Source organism: Micromonospora sp. CPCC 205561, from assembly GCF_036906775.1.
Classification (GTDB): domain Bacteria; phylum Actinomycetota; class Actinomycetes; order Mycobacteriales; family Micromonosporaceae; genus Micromonospora.
The window spans coordinates 1-17,350 of the sequence record NZ_JBAKHV010000014.1; the positions used below are offsets into that span (position 1 = coordinate 1).

Genomic DNA, 17,350 nt, shown 5'->3' on the forward strand with positions numbered 1-17,350 from the left:
CGCCTCCAACAGCGCCCGACGGCGGGCGTCGGCCGGGGCCGCGCCGCCGGCGGCGGGATCCGGCGGCGCGTACGCGGCAGCCGCGGCGCCGTCGGCGGGCGCCGGGGCGGGGACGGAACGGGACGGGCCCTCGGGATTCTTCACTCCTTGCCCACCTGCGCCAACATCGTCTCCAGTTCGGACTCGGACATCCCCGCCACCCGTTCCTCGACGGCCCGCTGGAGCACCGTCGCCAGCTCCGCCACGGTCGGCGCCTCGAAGACGGCGCTGACCGGCAGGTCGACCGGGAAGCGTTCGTGCAGCAACGCGACGACCTGGGTGGCCAGCAGGGAGTGACCGCCGAGGTCGAAGAAGTCGTCGTGTGCCCCGCAGCGGTCGATGCCGAGGACCTCGGCCCACACGTCGGCGACGGCCTGTTCGGTGGGGGTACGCGGCGCGGTCGCCGGTCCGCCGGTCGCCGACCCGGCCGGGGCGGGTTCCGGCAGCCGCCGGCGGTCGACCTTTCCGCTGCCGGTCAGGGGCAGCTCGTCGAGGGTGACCCAGCTCTGCGGGACCATGTGCTCGGGCACCCGCTCGGCCAGGTACGCGCGGACCGCCCGGTGGTCGGCCGGTTCGGGGCCGGCGGGCAGCAGGTACCCGACGAGCTGCGGGCCGCCGGCCGCGCCGCGGTGCACGTCCACCACGGCGGCGCGGACGGCGGGGTGCTGGCCGAGTACCGCCTCGATCTCGCCCAGTTCGATCCGGAAGCCGCGGATCTTCACCTGGTGGTCGAGCCGGCCCAGGTACTCGATGTCGCCGTCGGGCAGATACCGGGCCTGGTCGCCGGTGCGGTACATGCGCTGCCCGGGCCGGTCGGCGAACGGGTCGGGGACGAAGCTGGCGGCGGTCAGGCCCGGCCGGCCGAGATAGCCCCGGGCCAGCTGGATCCCGGCGAGCACCAGCTCACCGGGCGCGCCGACCGGCACCGGCCGCAGCTCGCCGTCCAGGACGTACGCGCGGGTGTTGGCCACCGGGCGGCCGATGGTCACCGCCTCGCCGGGCAGGCAGCGGGTGCTGGTCACCTCGACCGCCGCCTCGGTCGGGCCGTACAGGTTGAACACCTCGCAGCCGAGCCGCTCGTGTGCCGCGGTCACCAGGTCCGCGGGGAGCGCCTCGCCGCTGCACAGCAGCCGCCGAAGCGACGGCAGGCTGGTCCGGCCGGCGGGCAGCGCCTCCAGGAAGGCGCGCAGCATCGACGGCACGAAGCGGATCGAGGTGACCCGCCGTTCGGCCACCACCCGGGCCAGGTACGCCGGGTCGCGGTGCCCGCCGGGGCGGGCCACCACCAGGGTCGCCCCGGTGGTCAGCGGGGAGAAGAGCTCGCACACGGAGACGTCGAAGCCGAACGGCGTCTTCTGCAGCACCACGCCGCCGTCGGCGCCCAGGGCGTCCGGCATCCAGCGCACCCGGTTGACGATCGACAGGTGCTCCACGACCACGCCCTTCGGGCGGCCGGTCGAGCCGGAGGTGTAGATGACGTAGGCGGCGTTGGCCGGGCCGACGACCGGCCCCGGGTCGCCGTCCGGCAGCCCCCCGTGGTCCTCGTCGACCCGGACCGGGGCGCCGGTGGCGGCGGTCAGCGGCTCGTGGTCGACCCCGGGGCCGGTGACGACGGTCGCCGCCTGCGAGTCGGTGAGCAGGTAGCGGATCCGGTCCGCCGGCTGGTCCGGGTCCACCGGCAGGTAGGCGCCGCCCGCCTTGAGCACCCCCAGCAGCGCCACCACCAGGTCGACGCCCCGGTGCAGGCACACTCCCACCACCGACTCCGCGCGCACCCCGGCCGCCCGCAGCCGGTGCGCGAGACGGTTGGCCTCGCGGTTCAGCTCGGCGTAGCGCAGGGTCCGCTCGTCGGACACCACGGCGATCGCGTCCGGGGTACGCCGTACCTGCTCCTCGACCAGTTCGTGCAGGCACGGGTCGCCCGGGTACCGGACCTCGGTGTCGTTCCACCTCGTCGGGACCCGGTGCCCGTCGGTCGCGGTCAGCTTCGCCATGGCGGTCACGACTACCGGCCCGCCGCCTGCTCCATACGCCGGCGCAGGCTGAGCGGGCGCATGTCGGTCCACACCTCGTCGATCCGCTTGAGGCACTCCTCGCGGGTGCCCTCGGTGCCCTCCGCGTGCCATCCCAGCGGCAGCTCCCGGTCGCCCAGCCAGATCGAGTACTGCTCCTCGTCGTTCACCACGACCCGGTACGCGCGCTCATCGGTGTTCTCGTCGGACATGCCGGCTCCTCCTTCAGAAAGGGCAGCCGTGTCGTAACGACACGACGCTGGTGCCACTGCCGGTCAAACCCTGCGCGACGCCGATCGCCGGACGTAGAGAAGAACCGGCAGAAAAACGCGTACGAGCCTTGCCGGGGTTTCTCTTTCTGACCGGTGCCTCAGCGGAGAGGCTGAGCCGTGCCGCGTAACCGGCAGCCCAGCGGCCGACAGGAGAAGCGATGAGTACGCCCCGGATGACGGTGCCGCCGCTGCCGCGCGAGTCGGCCGAGAAGGCGCTTCCGTTCGTCCTGACCGCCGGTACGGCGGGGGAGCCGATCGGCGGGCGGCTGGCCGCCGACCGCACCTCGATCCGGGCCCGGCTGCGCGAGCACGGGGCCGTCCTGCTGCGCGGGTTCGACGTCGGCGGGGTGGACGGCTTCGAGGGCGTGGTCCGGGCACTCTCCGGGGAGGCGTTGGACTACTCCGAGCGGTCGTCGCCCCGCAGCACGATCAAGGGGCGGGTCTACACCTCGACGGACTTCCCGCCGGCCGAGGAGATCTTCCTGCACAACGAGAACTCCTACCAGGCCGACTGGCCCATGACGCTGTACTTCCACTGCCTGCGGACGCCGGCCAGCATGGGGGCCACCCCGCTGGCCGACACCCGCCTGGTGCGCCAGTCCATCGACCCGGCGGTGCGCGACGAGTTCATCGCCCGGGGCTGGCTGGTGGTGCGCAACTTCCACGCGGGCTTCGGGGTGCCCTGGGAGCAGGCGTTCAACACCGACGACCGGGCCGAGGTGTCGCGCTACTGCGCCCGCAGCGGCATCGAGGTGCAGTGGACCGGCTCGGGGCTGCGTACCCGGGCCCGGCGCGCTGCCGTGCACCGGCATCCGGGGACCGGCGAGCTGCTCTGGTTCAACCACGTGACCTTCTTCCACGTGACGACGCTGGCCGAGGAGGTCTGCGCCGGGCTGCGGGAGCTGTTCGACGAGAGCGAGCTGCCCACGAACACGTACTACGGCGACGGCGGGCGGATCCCGGACGACGTGGTGGCCCACCTGCGCGACTGCTACCGGGCGGCCCAGCGGCGCTTCGACTGGCAACGCGACGACGTCCTGGTGGTGGACAACATGCTCGCCGCGCACGCCCGGGAACCGTTCACCGGCGACCGGAGGATCGCCGTGGCGATGGCCGAGCCGTACCGCGCGGCGCTCGCGGCGGCGGGCTGACCGTCGCCGGTGCCGACGGACCCCCCTCGCGCACCGGATCGACGGGCGGGCGTACGCACGCGTCCCGGCGCGGCGGCCGCCCACCCGGCAACGGCAACTCTCCACGGCATCGCAGCGATGCCCGGCCTGGACACGGAGGCGAAGACCCATGGCAGACGGCGACAGCCGGCACGTCGGCACCGGCGGGGCGGTGCCACCCGATGACGGGGACGGCTACGCCGTGTCGTCGGCGCAGGAGCAGCTCTGGTTCGTCGACCAGCTGCGCTCCGGTGCCAGCGAATATCTCCTGCACCAGGCGGTACGGGTGCGTGGCCCACTCGACACCACGGCGTTGGGGGCCGCGCTGACCGAGATCGGCGCGCGGCACGAGATCCTGCGGACCCGGTACGACACGGTGGACGGGCGGGCCGTGCAGGTGATCGACCCGCCCGAACCGGTCGTGATCGACCTCGTCGACCTGAGCGACTCGCCGGCCGGCGAGCGGGGCAGCCGCCTCGACGAGGTGCTGGAGGCGGCCCTCGACGTCCCGCTCGACCTGCGCAAGGACCCACCGCTGCGGACCCGGCTGATCCGCTGCGCGCCGGACGACCACGTCCTGCTCCTCGTGGTGCACCACATCGCCTTCGACGGCTGGTCCTGGGGCGTCCTCGCCCGGGAGCTGCGGACCCTCTACGCGGCGTTCGCCGCCGGCCGACCCAGCCCGCTGCCGCCGCTGCCCCTGCAGTACGCCGACTTCGCCGCCTGGCAGCGCGAGAACTGGCTGGCCGGGCCGCACGTCGACGCCCAGGTCGGCTACTGGCGAAAGCGGCTCTCCGGGCTCGACCCGCTGGACCTGCCGACCGACCGGCCCCGGCCCGCGCACTGGCGGGCCGCCGGCGACGGCCTCACCTTCACCGTGCCGGCGGAGCTGGCGACCGCCCTGACCCGGCTCGGCGCGGACCGGGGCGCCACCCCGTTCGTGGTCTTCCTCGCCGCCTTCCAGCTCCTGCTCGGCCGGTACGCCGGGCAGACCGACGTGGCGGTCGGGGTGTCGGTGGCCGGGCGGCACGAGATCGAGCTGGAGGACCTGATCGGTCTCTTCGTCAACACCGTCGTGCTCCGGGCCGACCTGGCCGGCGCGGCGTCCTTCCCGGACCTGCTCGACCAGGTCCGGGCGGCCACCCTGGACGCGTACGACAACCAGGAGGTGCCGTTCGACCGGATCGTCGCCGAGCTGGCCCCGGAGCGCGACCTGTCCCGCAACCCGCTGTTCCAGGTCGGGTTCGGGCTGCACAACGCCGACCGGGCCCCCTTCGCCCTGCCCGGGCTGACCGTCACCGAGCAGGCCACCTCGTGGACCTCGTCCGCGTTCGACCTCTCCCTGCAACTGGTGGGGCAGCCGGACGGCTCGTACCACGGGGAGGTGGTCTTCCCCACCGCGCTGTTCGACGCCGCCCGGGTGCGCCGGATGGTCGCCAACTACCTGCACCTGCTGACCGTCGTCGCCGCCGCCCGTCAGGTCCCCCTGGACGAGCTGGACCTGCTGGCCCCGCGGGAACGCCGGGAGGTGCTCGGCGGGTGGCGCCGCGGGGCCGACCGGGCCGCGGGCCCGGGGCTGCCGGAGCTCTTCCTCGCCCAGGCGGCGGCGACCCCCGACGCGACCGCGCTGGCCGCCGACGACGGCACCGAGGTCGGCTACGCCGAGCTGGCCGGACGCGCCCGGAGGTTCGCCGCGCACCTGCACACCCTCGGGGTGCGCCCCGGCACCCCGGTCGGGGTCGCGGTGCACCGGGGACCGGACCTGGTGACCGCGCTGCTCGGGGTGCTGCTCGCCGGTGGCGTCTACGTGCCCCTCGCCCCCGACCAGCCGGTGGGCCGGCTGGAATTCATGGCGGCTGACGCCGGGGTGTCGGTGCTGGTCACCGAGTCGGCCCTGCGGGGACTGTTGTCGGCCGGTGACGTCCCGGTGGTGCTCGTCGACGCCGGCCACGACACCGGGGTCGACGCCGGGCGCGACGACGACGCCGCGGCGGCGCTGCCGGCCACCGACCCCGACGCCGCCGCGTACGTCATGTACACCTCCGGGTCGACGGGCCGGCCCAAGGGCGTCGTGGTCACCCACGCCGGCATCCGCAACCGGGTGCTGTGGTCGGTCGAGCAGTACCGGCTCACCGCCGCCGACCGGGTGCTCCAGAAGACCGCTCTCGGCTTCGACGCCTCCATGTGGGAATTCCTGTCCCCCCTGGTCAGCGGCGGCGCGGTCGTGCTGGCCGCCCCGGACGCCCACCGCGACCCGGCCGCCATGCTGCGGGCGATGCGGGCACACGACGTCACGGTGCTGCAACTGGTGCCGTCCGTGCTGCGGGTGCTGCTGCAGGAATCCGACCTGTCGGGGTGCGTCGCGCTGCGGCTGGTCTGCTCCGCGGGGGAGCCGTTGCCGGTGGCGCTCTGCGAGCAGCTGCGTGCCCTGTCGGCCGTGGAGATCTGGAACACCTACGGTCCCACCGAGTGCGCGATCGACGTGACCGCCTGGCGTTACCGGGGTGACGAGGGGACCGAGATCGTCCCGATCGGCAGGCCGCTGCCCGGCTGCACCGTCCTGGTGCTCGACGCCGGCGACCGCCCGGTGCCGGTCGGGGTGGCCGGCCAGCTCTGCCTCGGCGGGGTCGGCCTGGCGCGAGGCTACCTGGACCGACCCGCCCTGACCGGGGAGAAGTTCACCCCCGACCCGTACGGCGCCACGCCGGGGGAGCGCCTGTACCGGACCGGCGACCTGGCCCGGTGGCGCGACGACGGCAGCCTGGAGTACCTGGGCCGCCTCGACGACCAGGTCAAACTGCACGGGGTACGCGTCGAGCCGGGCGAGGTCGAGGCGGCCCTGCGGCGTCACCCCACCGTCGACGCGGCGGTGGTGACCCTGCACCGGCAGCCGTCGGGCGACGCCGGACTGGTCGCGTACGTGGTCCCCGCCGCGGATGCCCGGATCGACCCGGACGAGCTGCGGGGCGCCCTCGCCGACCGGCTGCCCGCCGCGATGGTCCCGTCCACCGTGATCAGCCTGGACAGTCTCCCGCTGACCGCGAACGGCAAGCTGGACCGGGCGGCCCTGCCGGCGCCCGACGCCCCCCGCCCCGGTGCCGGACGCGGGTACCTGCCGCCGGCCACCGACACCGAGCGGACCGTCGCCGCGATCTGGGCGGAACTGCTCGGCGTCGAGCGGATCGCCCGGGACGACAACTTCTTCACCCTCGGCGGCCACTCCATGCTCGCCATCCGGGGCGTGCTGCGGGTGCGCCGGGCGCTCGACGTGGAGCTGACCGTCGGGCAGCTCTTCACCGCCCCGACCGTCGCCGAGCTGGCCGCCCTGGTCGACGGGGCCCGCCCCGGCGCCGGCGGGTCCACCGACGAACCGGCCGGCGCGGCGATCCGGCGGACCGCGCGGGACGGGAAGCTGCCGCTCTCCCTCGGCCAGCGCCGGCTGTGGTTCCTGGACCAGCTCGAACCGGGCAGCCTCGAATACCTGATCCCGATCTCCATGCGGCTGACCGGCCCGTTCGACGTGGCGGTGTTCCGGCGCGCGGTGGACGAGGTGGTCGGCCGGCACGAGATCCTGCGTACCCGCTACCACTCGGTCGACGGCGAGCCGGTGCAGGTGGTCGACCCGCCCGCGCCGGTCGGGTGCGAGCTGATCGACCTCAGCGGCGCCCCGGACGCCGCCGACCGCGCCGGGGCGCTGCTGCGGGCCGCCGCCCGGCGCCCCTTCGACCTGGCCACCGAGCGGCTGATCCGGGCCCAGGTGATCCGGGTGGCCGCCGAGGAGCACCTGGTCGCGCTGACCGTGCACCACATCGCGTTCGACGTCTGGTCGATGGACATCTTCCTGCGTGAGCTCGACACCCTCTACCGCGCGTACGCCGAGGGCGGCGCGGCCCCCGCGCTGCCCGACCTGCCGGTGCAGTACGCGGACTTCGCGGCCTGGGAGGCGGCCCGCCAGGAGGGCCCCGAACTGGACGCCCAGCTCGCCTACTGGTCCCGGCAGCTCGCCGGGTCGACCCCGCTGGAGCTGCCCACCGACCGGCCCCGTCCGGTGCTGCGCGACCCGGCCGGTGACAATGTCATCGTCGACGTGCCGACCGACGTCGGGCGGGCGCTGGCCGAGCTGGGCCACCGGGAGGGCGCCACCCTGTTCATGGTGCTGCTGGCGGCCTTCCAGGTCATGCTCGGCCGGTACGCCGGGCAGCACGACGTCGCCGTCGGTACCCCGGTCGCCGGCCGGACCCGGCAGGAGACCGAGGACCTGCTCGGCTTCTTCGTCAACAACCTGGTGATGCGCGCCGAACTGGTCGACGGCCAGCCCTTCCCGGTCCTGCTCGACCAGGTGCGCCGCACCGTGACGGAGGCGTTCGGCAACCAGGACGTCGCCTTCGAGCGGCTGGTCGACACGCTGCGCCCGGACCGGGACCTGTCCCGCAACCCGCTTTTCCAGGTGATGTTCGAGCTGCAACACCTGGAACGGATGACCGCCACCCTCGGCCCGAGCGCCATCGAGCACGTCGACAGCGCGTACCCGGTGGCCAAGTTCGACCTCACCCTCTCGGTGGAGCAGCACCCGGACGGCCGGCTGCGCTGCTGGTTCGAGTACGCCACCGCGCTCTGGGACCGCCCCAGCATCGAGCGGATGGCCGGGCACTACCTGCACCTGCTCGCCCAGCTGGCGAGAGCGCCGGAAACCACCCTGCGCGACCTGACCCTGCCCACCGACGCGGAGCGGGCCTGCCTGGTCGGGCCGTGGGCCGGCGAGCCGGTCGACGCCGGCGCGACGGCCGGAGCGCTGGGCGCCGCCGCGGCGGCCGGCACCGGCGTGGTGGAGCTGTTCGGCCGTCGCGTCCGGCAGCACCCGGACGTCGTGGCGGTGGAGTTCGACGGCCGGCGGCTGACCTTCGCCGAGCTGGACACCCGGGCCAACCGGCTCGCCCGGCACCTGCGCGGGCTCGGGGTACGCCCGGAGGTGCCGGTCGCGGTCTGCCTGGAACGCGGCATGGACGTGGTGGTCACGCTGCTCGCGGTGCTCAAGGCGGGCGGGGTGTACCTGCCGGTGGACCCGGACCATCCCACCGAGCGGCTGCGCTTCATGCTCGCCGACGCCGGGGCGGCGGTGGTGGTCACCGTGGCGCGCTTCGCCGACCGGGTCGCCGCCGAAGGGGTGGCCGTGGTCGCCGTGGACGCCGACCGGGCGGTGATCGCCGGCCGGGACGGCACCGCGCCGGACCCGTCGACCGGGTCGGACGACCTCGCCTACGTCATCTACACCTCGGGCTCCACGGGCCGGCCCAAGGGAGTGATGATCTCGCACGGCGCGTACGCCCACCACTGCGGCGTCATCGCCCGGGCGTACGACATCGACCCCGGCGACCGGGTGGTGCTGCTCTCCGCGCTCACCTTCGACGTGGCGATGGACGGCATGATGGCCACCCTGCTGGCCGGGGCGACCCTGGTGGTCAGCGACCCGCTCTTCTGGAGCCCGGCCGAGCTGCCGGACCACCTCGCCCGGCACCGGGTCACCCACATGGAGATCACCCCCGCCTACTACCGGGAGGTGATGGACGCCCTGCCGGCCGGCGACGACCGGCTGCGGCACCTGAAGCTGATGAACGTCGGCAGCGACGTGGTCACCGTCGCCGACGCCCGCCGCTGGGCGGCCACCGGACTGCCCGGCCGGTTCCTGGTCAACTACGGCCCGACCGAGGCGACCGTCACCTGTCTGCTGCATCCGATCGCCGGCGACCCGCCCGGCGAGCGGGTCGAGGCGGCGCTGCCGATCGGCCGCCCGGTCCCCGGCACCCGCGCCTACGTGGTCGACGGACACCTGAACCCGGTGCCGGTCGGGGTGCCCGGTGAACTCCTGCTCGGCGGGGCCCGGCTGGCGCGGGGCTATCTGAACCGGCCCGGCCTGACCGCCGACCGGTTCGTGCCCGACCCCTTCGGCGACGGGCCCGGCGGCCGGCTCTACCGCACCGGCGACCTGGTCCGCTACCGGCCGGACGCGACGATCGAGTTCCTCGGCCGGATCGACCAGCAGGTCAAGATCCGGGGTTTCCGGATGGAACTCGGCGAGATCGAGTCGGCCCTGGCCGAGCACCCGGCGATCCGCGCGGTCGCGGTGCTGGCCCGGGAGACCCAGCCGGGGGAGAAGGGCCTGGTCGCCTACCTGGTCGGCCGGGACGGCGCCCCGCCGGCCGTCGGCGAACTCCGGGCCCACCTGCGGGACCGGCTGCCGGACTACATGGTCCCGGCCCAGTGGATGGTGCTGGACGCGTTGCCGTTGACCACCAGCAAGAAGGTCGACCGCCGGGCACTGCCCGCCCCGACGCCCGTCCGCGCCGACCTCAGCCGGGCGTACGAGGCACCGCGTACCCCGTTGGAGGAGACCGTGGCCGACATCTGGGCCACGGTGCTGGAGGTCGGGCGCGTCGGCGTCCACGACGACTTCTTCGACCTCGGCGGCCACTCGCTGCTCGCCACCCGGGTGCTGGCGCACCTGCGGCAGAGCTTCGACATCGACCTGCCGCTGCGCCTGCTGTTCGAGCAGACGACCGTGGCCGACCTCGCCGACGCGGTGCACACGGCCATCGAGAACGAGATCGCACGGCTTTCCGACGCCGAGGTGGCGGAACTGCTGATGGAGGGAAACCTGTGACCGCTAGCCACACCCCGAGCGCGTCCCCGCGACAGGAACTGCTCAAGCGGCGCCTGCGCGGTGCCGGTCAGTCCCGCCGCGCCGACGCCATCGCCCCGGCACCCCGCACCGGTCCGCTGCCGCTCTCCTTCGGGCAGCACCGGCTCTGGGTCCTCGACCAGTTGCAGCCCGGCGGCACCGGGTACCTGATGTCGGTCGGCCTGCGGCTGCGCGGCCCGCTGCACCTCGACGCGCTGCGCCGGGCGTTGACCGAACTGGTCGCCCGGCACGAGATCCTGCGGACCCGGTACGTCGTGGTCGACGGTGAGCCGGCACAGGTCGTCGACCCGCCCGCCCCGGTCGAGGTAACGGTGACCGACCTCGGCCACGGCGACCGGGAGACGGCCGAGCGGCGCCTCGCCGAGCTGCTCGGCGCGTCGGAGCCGGTCGACCTGGCCGCCGGTCCGGCGCTGCGGGCCCGGCTGGTCCGGCTCGCCGGGGACGAGCACGCCCTGGTGCTCGCCATGCACCACATCTCCTCCGACGGCTGGTCGGAGGGGATCATCCTGCGCGAACTGGGCGCGCTGTACGACGCCTTCGTCGCCGACCGGCCCTCCCCGCTCGCCCCGCTGCCGATCCAGTACGCGGACTTCGCGGTCTGGCAGCGGGCCCGGCTCGCCGGGGACCGGCTGGACCGGCAGGTCGACCACTGGCGGGACCGGCTGGCCGGGCTGACGCCGCTGGAGCTGCCGACCGACCGGCCCCGGCCGCCGGTGTGGAACCCGGACGGCGGGCTGGTCACCTTCACGGTGCCGGCGACCGTCGCCGGCCGGCTGCGGGAACTGGGCCGGGCGTCGAACGCCACCCCGTTCATGGTGCTGCTGGCCGTGTTCCAGGTGCTGCTGGCCCGCTACACCGGGCAGACCGACATCGCGGTGGGCACCCCGGCCGTCGGCCGGGACCGGCTGGAGGTGCACGGCCTGGTCGGACTCTTCCTCAACACGTTGGTGCTGCGGGCCGACCTCGCGGGCGAGCCGTCCTTCGTCGAGCTGCTGGCCCGGGTCCGGGAGACGGTGCTGGACGCCCAGTCCCACCAGGACGTGCCGTTCGAGCGGATCGTCGACGCGTTGGCCCCGCAGCGCGACCTCTCCCGCAACCCGCTGTTCCAGACCATGTTCCTCTTCGAGGAGGGCGGCCCGGTCGGCTTCGACGCGGGCGGCCTGGTGGGGGAGGCGCTGTCCACCGGCCCGACCACGGCGAAGTTCGACCTGACGCTCGGGCTGGCCGAGGAGGCGGACGGCTCCCTCTCCGGCGGGGTGGACTTCCCGACCGCGTTGTTCGACGCCGCGACCGCGCGGCGGCTGGCCGGGCACTACCGGCGGTTGCTGGCCGCCGTCGTCGCCGACCCGGAGACCCCGGTCACCCGGCTGCCCATGCTCACCGACGCCGAGACGGCCCAGCTCGCGGCCTGGAACGACACAGGCGTCGACCACCACGGTCCGACGCGGGCAGCCGGTCCGGCCGCGACCCTGACCGGGCTGCTGGACGCGCAGGCGGCCCGCACGCCCGACGCGGTCGCGCTGCGCTTCGACGGCGAGGAGCTGTCGTACCGCCGGTTGCACGCCGAGGCCGACCTCCTCGCGGGGCGCCTGCGCCGGGCCGGGATCGGCGGCGAGTCCGTCGTGGCCGTCTGCCTGCCCCGCGGCCTGGACCTGATGCGGGCCCTGGTGGCGGTCCTGAAGGCCGGCGCCGCCTATCTGCCGTTGGACCCGGAGCTCCCGGCGCGGCGCCGCGCCTTCATGGTGCGCGACTCGGGCGCCGCCCTGGTGATCGACGAGGACTTCCTCTCCGCCGACGGGCCGGCGGCTCCCGCCGGCGATCCGTCACCGTCGACGGTGGTCACTCCCGGGCACGCCGCCTATCTCATCTACACCTCCGGCTCGACCGGCCGGCCCAAGGGTGCCCTGATCGAGCACCGGGCGATCGTCAACCGCCTGCTCTGGATGCAGGACGCCTACCGGCTCGACGCCTCGGACCGGGTGTTGCAGAAGACGCCGGTCGGGTTCGACGTGTCGGTGTGGGAGCTCTTCTGGCCGCTGGTCACCGGCGCGACGCTGGTCCTCGCCCGCCCCGGCGGGCACCGCGACCCGGCGTACCTGGCCGACGTGATCCGGGCGGAGGGGATCACCACCGTCCACTTCGTACCGTCGATGCTGCGGGCCTTCCTGGCCGGGCCCGTCGGGTCGCTGCCGTCGCTGCGGCGGCTGATCTGTAGCGGCGAGGCGCTGCCGCCCGAGCTGGTCGCCCGGGCGCACGAGCGGATCGGGTGCGAGCTGCACAACCTGTACGGCCCGACGGAGACCGCGGTCGACGTCACCGCCGTGCGGTGCGAGCCCGGCGAGCCCGTCACCATCGGCCGCCCGATCGCCAACACCACCGCCCACATCGTCGACGCCGCGCTCCAGCCCACCCCGGTCGGGGTCCCCGGCGAGCTGCTGATCGGTGGCGTGCAGCTCGCCCGGGGCTACCTCGGCCGGGCCGCGCTGACCGCCGAACGCTTCATCCCCGACCCGTTCGCCGCCGAACCGGGGCGGCGCCTGTACCGCACCGGTGACCTGGCCCGCTACCGTCCCTGCGGCAGCATCGAGTACCTCGGCCGGATCGACCACCAGGTGAAGATCCGTGGTCAGCGCGTCGAGCTGGGCGAGGTCGAGGCCGTGCTGTACGAGGCGCCCGGCGTCACCGCCGCGGCGGTCGCCGTCCACGACGAGCAGCTCGTCGGCTACCTGGTCGGACCGGAGACCGTCGAGCGGGTACGCGCGTACCTGCTCGACCGCCTGCCGGACGCGATGGTCCCGGCGCGCTGGACGATCCTGCCCGCCCTGCCGCTGACCGCCAGCGGCAAGGTGGACCGCCGCGCGTTGCCGGCACCCGACGCGGTACGGGGCGCGGTGGGAGACGGCCACGTCGCCCCGCGCGACGAGACCGAGAAGCGGATAGCCGACGCGTTCGGCGTGGCGCTGGGCATCGACACGGTCGGTGTGACGGAGAGCTTCTTCCTGCTGGGCGGCGACTCGATGCGGGCGATCCGGATGGTGGGGCTGCTGCGCGCGGCGGGCCTCGCGGTGTCGGTCCAGGACCTGTTCACCCACCAGAGCGTGGCCGACCTGGCGGGCGTAGCCGTCCCGACCGAGCCGGCCGAGGAGGCGGAGCCGACCGTCGACCGGTTCGCGCTGGTCGACGCGGCGGACCGGTGCCGGCTGCCGGACGGTCTCGTCGACGCCTATCCGATCACCCAGAACCAGGCGGGCATGCTCTTCGAGATGCTCTCCGGCGGCGATCGGCCGGTCTACCGCAACGTCTCCTGCTACCGGATCGACGACCGGCTGCCCTTCTCGCTGGACGCGCTGCGTGAGGCCGGCCGGCTGCTCACCGACCGGCACGAGATCCTGCGCACGTCGTTCGACCTGTCCAGCTTCTCCGAGCTGATGCAACTGGTGCACGCGTCGGTCGACCTGCCGTTCGGCTACGACGACCTGCGCGGGCTGCGGCCCGACGAGCAGGACGAGGCGGTACGCGCGCACCTGCGCGCCGAGCGGGTCCGGCCGTTCGACATCACCACGGCACCGCTGCTGCGCTACCACGTGCACCAGCTCGGCGACTCCGAGTGGTGTCTGACCCACTCGGAGAGCCACGCGATCCTCGACGGCTGGAGCCACACCTCCACCGTGGCGATGCTGCTCTCGCTGTACCGGACGCTGCGCCGGGGCGAGCGGCCCGCCCTGCCGCCGCCGCCGGCGGTGCGCTTCGCCGACTTCGTCGCCCGTGAGCGCGAGTCCCTCGCCTCGGCGACGGACCGGGACTTCTGGGCGGCGACCGTCGCGGGATCGGACCGGCTCGAACTGCCGCCCGAGTGGGGTATCGAGTCGGACGCCCCGGCGACCGTCATCGAGGTTCCGTGGGCCGACCTGCGCCCCGCGCTGCGCCGGCTCTCCGCCGCCGCCGGCACCTCCCTGAAGAGCGTGCTGCACGCCGCGCACCTCAAGGTGATGAGCATCGTCACCGGCCGGCAGCGGTTCTTCAGCGGCCTGCTGTGCAACGGCCGGCCCGAGCGGCTGCGCGGCGACGAGGTGTTCGGCATGTTCCTCAACACCGTGCCGTTCGCCGCCGACACCTCCGCCCGCACCTGGCGCGGCCTGGTCCAGGGCGTCTTCGCCGGCGAAGCGCGGCTGTGGCCGCACCGCCGCTACCCGCTGCCGTCCATGCAACGGCAGTGGGGCAACGGCGCGCCCCTGCTGCGGGTCGGCTTCTCGTACCTGGACTTCCACGTGCTCGACGGCCCGGCCGAGTCGGTCGAGATGGTCGACGACTTCAGCCCGAGCAGTGTCGGACTGGACGTCTGGACCTTCCCGGGGGTCCTGCGGCTGGGCGCCCGGCCCGCCGACATCGACCGGCCGTACCTCGAACTGCTGGCGCGGACCTACCGGCAAGTGCTGGAGGCGATGGCCGCCGACCCGGACGGCGACACGGACGTCGGCCTGAGCGCCGCCGACCGGGCCTGGGCGGTCGAGGCGCACCAGCCCGTCGAGCCGTTCCCGGCGGCGCCGTTCGTCCACGACCTCGTCGTGCGGCGCGCGGCCGCCGCGCCCACCGCGGTGGCGGTGCGGCACGGCGACGCCACGCTCACCTACGGGGAGCTGGACGACCGGTCCGACCGGCTCGCCGCGCGCCTGGGGGAGCTGGGCACCCGGGCGGACACCGTCGTCGGCATCCACCTGCCCCGCGGGACCGACCTCGTCGTCGCGATGCTGGCCGTGCTCAAGGCCGGCGGGGCCTACCTGCCCCTCGACCCCGCCTACCCCGCCGAGCGGATCGGCGACATGATCCGCGACGCGGAACCCGTGGTGGTGCTGACCGACGCCGACCTGGCTCCGAGGCTGCCGCGCACGGCGGCGACGGTGCTGGTCGCCGACCTCGCGAACGGTCGCCCCCGGGTGGCGTACCCGCCGGCGGTGCCGCTGGGCGGGGAGAACCTCGCCTACGTCATCTACACGTCGGGCTCCACCGGGCGGCCCAAGGGCGTCGCGGTCACCCACCGCAGCGTGCTGAACTTCTGCCACGCCCAGCGGCGGGTCCTGCGCGCGCACGCCGGCGACGAGGTGCTGCAGTTCGCCTCGCCCAGCTTCGACGCGTCGGTCTGGGAGATCCTGCTGGCCCTCGCCAACGGCGCGACGCTGGTGCTGCCCCCGCCGGACGCCGACCCCGGCGACCTGCGCCGACACGCGGCCGAACTCACCCACATGACCCTGCCGCCGCCGCTGCTGGACCGCCTCGACCCGGACGACTTCCCGCGCCTGCGGGTGCTGGTCACCGGTGGCGAGGCGTGCACGGCCGACCAGGCGGCGCGGTGGGCCGACCGGGTGCGCGTCCTGCACGCCTACGGCCCCACCGAGACCACCGTCGTCGCCACCATCGCGGAGCTGCGGGCCACGGACACGGCGCCGCCGCCGATCGGGCTGCCGCTGGACAACGTGCGCGCCTACGTCGTCGACGACGCACTGCGTCTGCTGCCCCCCGGTGTCCGCGGGGAACTGGTGCTCGGCGGGGCGGGCGTGGTACGCGGATACCTCAACCGGCCGGAACTCACGGCCGAGCGGTTCGTGCCGGACCCGTACGCGTCCCGGCCGGGTGAGCGCATGTACCGCACCGGCGACGTGGTCTCCCGCGACCCCGACGGCACCCTGCACTTCCACGGGCGCAGCGACCACCAGGTCAAGGTCCGCGGGTTCCGGATCGAGCTCGGCGAGATCGAGCACGCCCTCGCCGGCCACCCGGCGGTGGCCGCCGCGGTGGTGGCGGTGCACCGGGCGGGCACCCCCGACGCCTCGCTGGCGGCCTACACCCGCGCCACGGACGGGACCGCGGCCTCCGCGGCCGAGCTGCGCGACTACCTGCGGGAACGCCTGCCGCAGCACCTCGTGCCGCACCACTGGATCCGGGTGGACGACTTCTCGTACACGCGCAACGGCAAGGTCGACCGGAGCGCCCTGCCGGCGCCCGACGGCTCGCGGCCGGCCACCGACGTCGATTACGTCGCGCCGCGCTCGGACGTCGAAGAGCACATCGCCACCGCCTGGAGCGAGGCGCTCGGCATCGAGCGGATCGGCGTGCACGACGACTTCTTCGAGCTCGGCGGCCACTCGCTGGCGATGATGCGGCTGACCGCGACGCTGCGTAGCCGGCACGGCTACGAGCTGACATTCGGCTCGTTCATGGAACACCGTACCGTCGCCGGGCTGGCCGCGACACTCCAGGACCCGAGGGCGGCGCCGGCCGGCGCGATGATGTGGCTGCGGCGCGGCGGCGACGGCCGCCCCCCGCTCTTCTGCGTGCATCCCGGTGGCGGCAGCGCCCACTGGTATCTGCGCCTGGCTCCGCACCTGCACCCGGAGCAGCCGGTGGCGGCGTTCGAGTGGCCGGGCCCGCACCCGCAGGGAACGCCCACGACGGCGGAGATGGCGCGACGCTACGCCGACGAACTGCGCCGGGCTCAGCCGCACGGACCGTACCGGCTGTTCAGCTGGTGCGGCGGCAGCGGCATCGCCAGCGAGATGGCCCACCTTCTGGTCGAGGACGGGCACGAGGTGACGCTGATCCTGCTCGACCCGGGCCTGGACATCCACACCCGCGCCGACGCCTGGAGCGAGCTGGCCCTGATCCGCCGCCTCGAACTACTGCTTGAGGAGGTGAGCACCGGCGGCGACGAGGCCGACACCCCCGAGCGCCGCCGCGAGATCCTCGACCTGCTCGAGCACCTCGTCGACGACGTCGACGAGGAGACCGGCATCGCGCTGCCCGAGCGCGGCGTGGGGGACTCGTGGCCACGGGTGGTCCGGATCTGGCGCGAGGTCATGGAGGTGGACGTCGAGTACCGGCACCGTCCCTGGCCGGGACGGCTGGAACTCGTCGTCAGCGACGAGCTCGCCCAGGGTCAGCACGAGGTCACGTCCGGCCAGAGCTACCCGGACTACCTGGCGCGCTGGGAGGAGCTCTGCACCGGCGGCGTGCGGGTGCACCGGGTGCCGGGTGACCACTTCAGCGTCATCAAGCCGCCGCTCGTCAACGAGCTCGCCCGCGTCATCACCGACGTGCTCGCCGAGGGCTGACCGTCGTCACGGATGCCGGCCGCGCCCGCCGGGCGCGGCCGGACGAGAGGAGGAA

General features: G+C 74.5%; 4 protein-coding genes and 1 pseudogene. 3 read left to right on the forward strand and 2 right to left on the reverse strand.

Features of this window, described 5'->3' with window-relative positions; genetic code table 11:
• Positions 1-224: 224 nt before the first annotated feature.
• Together V6V16_RS10435 and V6V16_RS10440 are read right to left on the reverse strand one after the other, a co-directional pair.
• A pseudogene (locus V6V16_RS10435) lies at positions 225-2,024 on the reverse strand (non-ribosomal peptide synthetase); the annotation flags it as partial.
• A 20-nt stretch (positions 2,025-2,044) separates the two neighbouring features.
• Positions 2,045-2,263: an MbtH family protein gene (locus tag V6V16_RS10440; protein ID WP_334561688.1), complete on the reverse strand. Its 219-nt coding sequence runs from the start codon at positions 2,261-2,263 to the stop codon at positions 2,045-2,047.
• 218 nt (positions 2,264-2,481) lie between these two features.
• Here V6V16_RS10440 and V6V16_RS10445 point away from each other — a divergent pair, with 218 nt between their 5' ends.
• The 3 genes from V6V16_RS10445 (at position 2,482) to V6V16_RS10455 (ending at position 17,295) form a co-directional block, all read left to right on the forward strand.
• Complete coding sequence (locus V6V16_RS10445) at positions 2,482-3,474, forward strand: TauD/TfdA family dioxygenase (RefSeq protein WP_334561689.1); 993 nt, start codon at positions 2,482-2,484, stop codon at positions 3,472-3,474.
• 190 nt (positions 3,475-3,664) lie between these two features.
• Positions 3,665-10,150, forward strand: coding sequence for an amino acid adenylation domain-containing protein (locus V6V16_RS10450; protein ID WP_334561779.1), 6,486 nt, complete (start codon positions 3,665-3,667; stop codon positions 10,148-10,150).
• Positions 10,147-17,295 carry an amino acid adenylation domain-containing protein gene (locus tag V6V16_RS10455; RefSeq protein ID WP_334561690.1) on the forward strand — a complete coding sequence of 2,383 codons (7,149 nt, stop codon included), beginning with the start codon at positions 10,147-10,149 and terminating at the stop codon, positions 17,293-17,295. Before V6V16_RS10450 ends, V6V16_RS10455 begins: the two co-directional genes overlap by 4 nt.
• Positions 17,296-17,350: the final 55 nt, after the last annotated feature.

Excerpts from the sequence above, each read along its gene's own strand:
- V6V16_RS10440 (WP_334561688.1), bottom strand. The coding sequence starts at position 2,263 with ATGTCCGACGAGAACACCGATGAGCGCGCGTACCGGGTCGTGGTGAAC.
- V6V16_RS10445 (WP_334561689.1), top strand. The coding sequence starts at position 2,482 with ATGAGTACGCCCCGGATGACGGTGCCGCCGCTGCCGCGCGAGTCGGCC.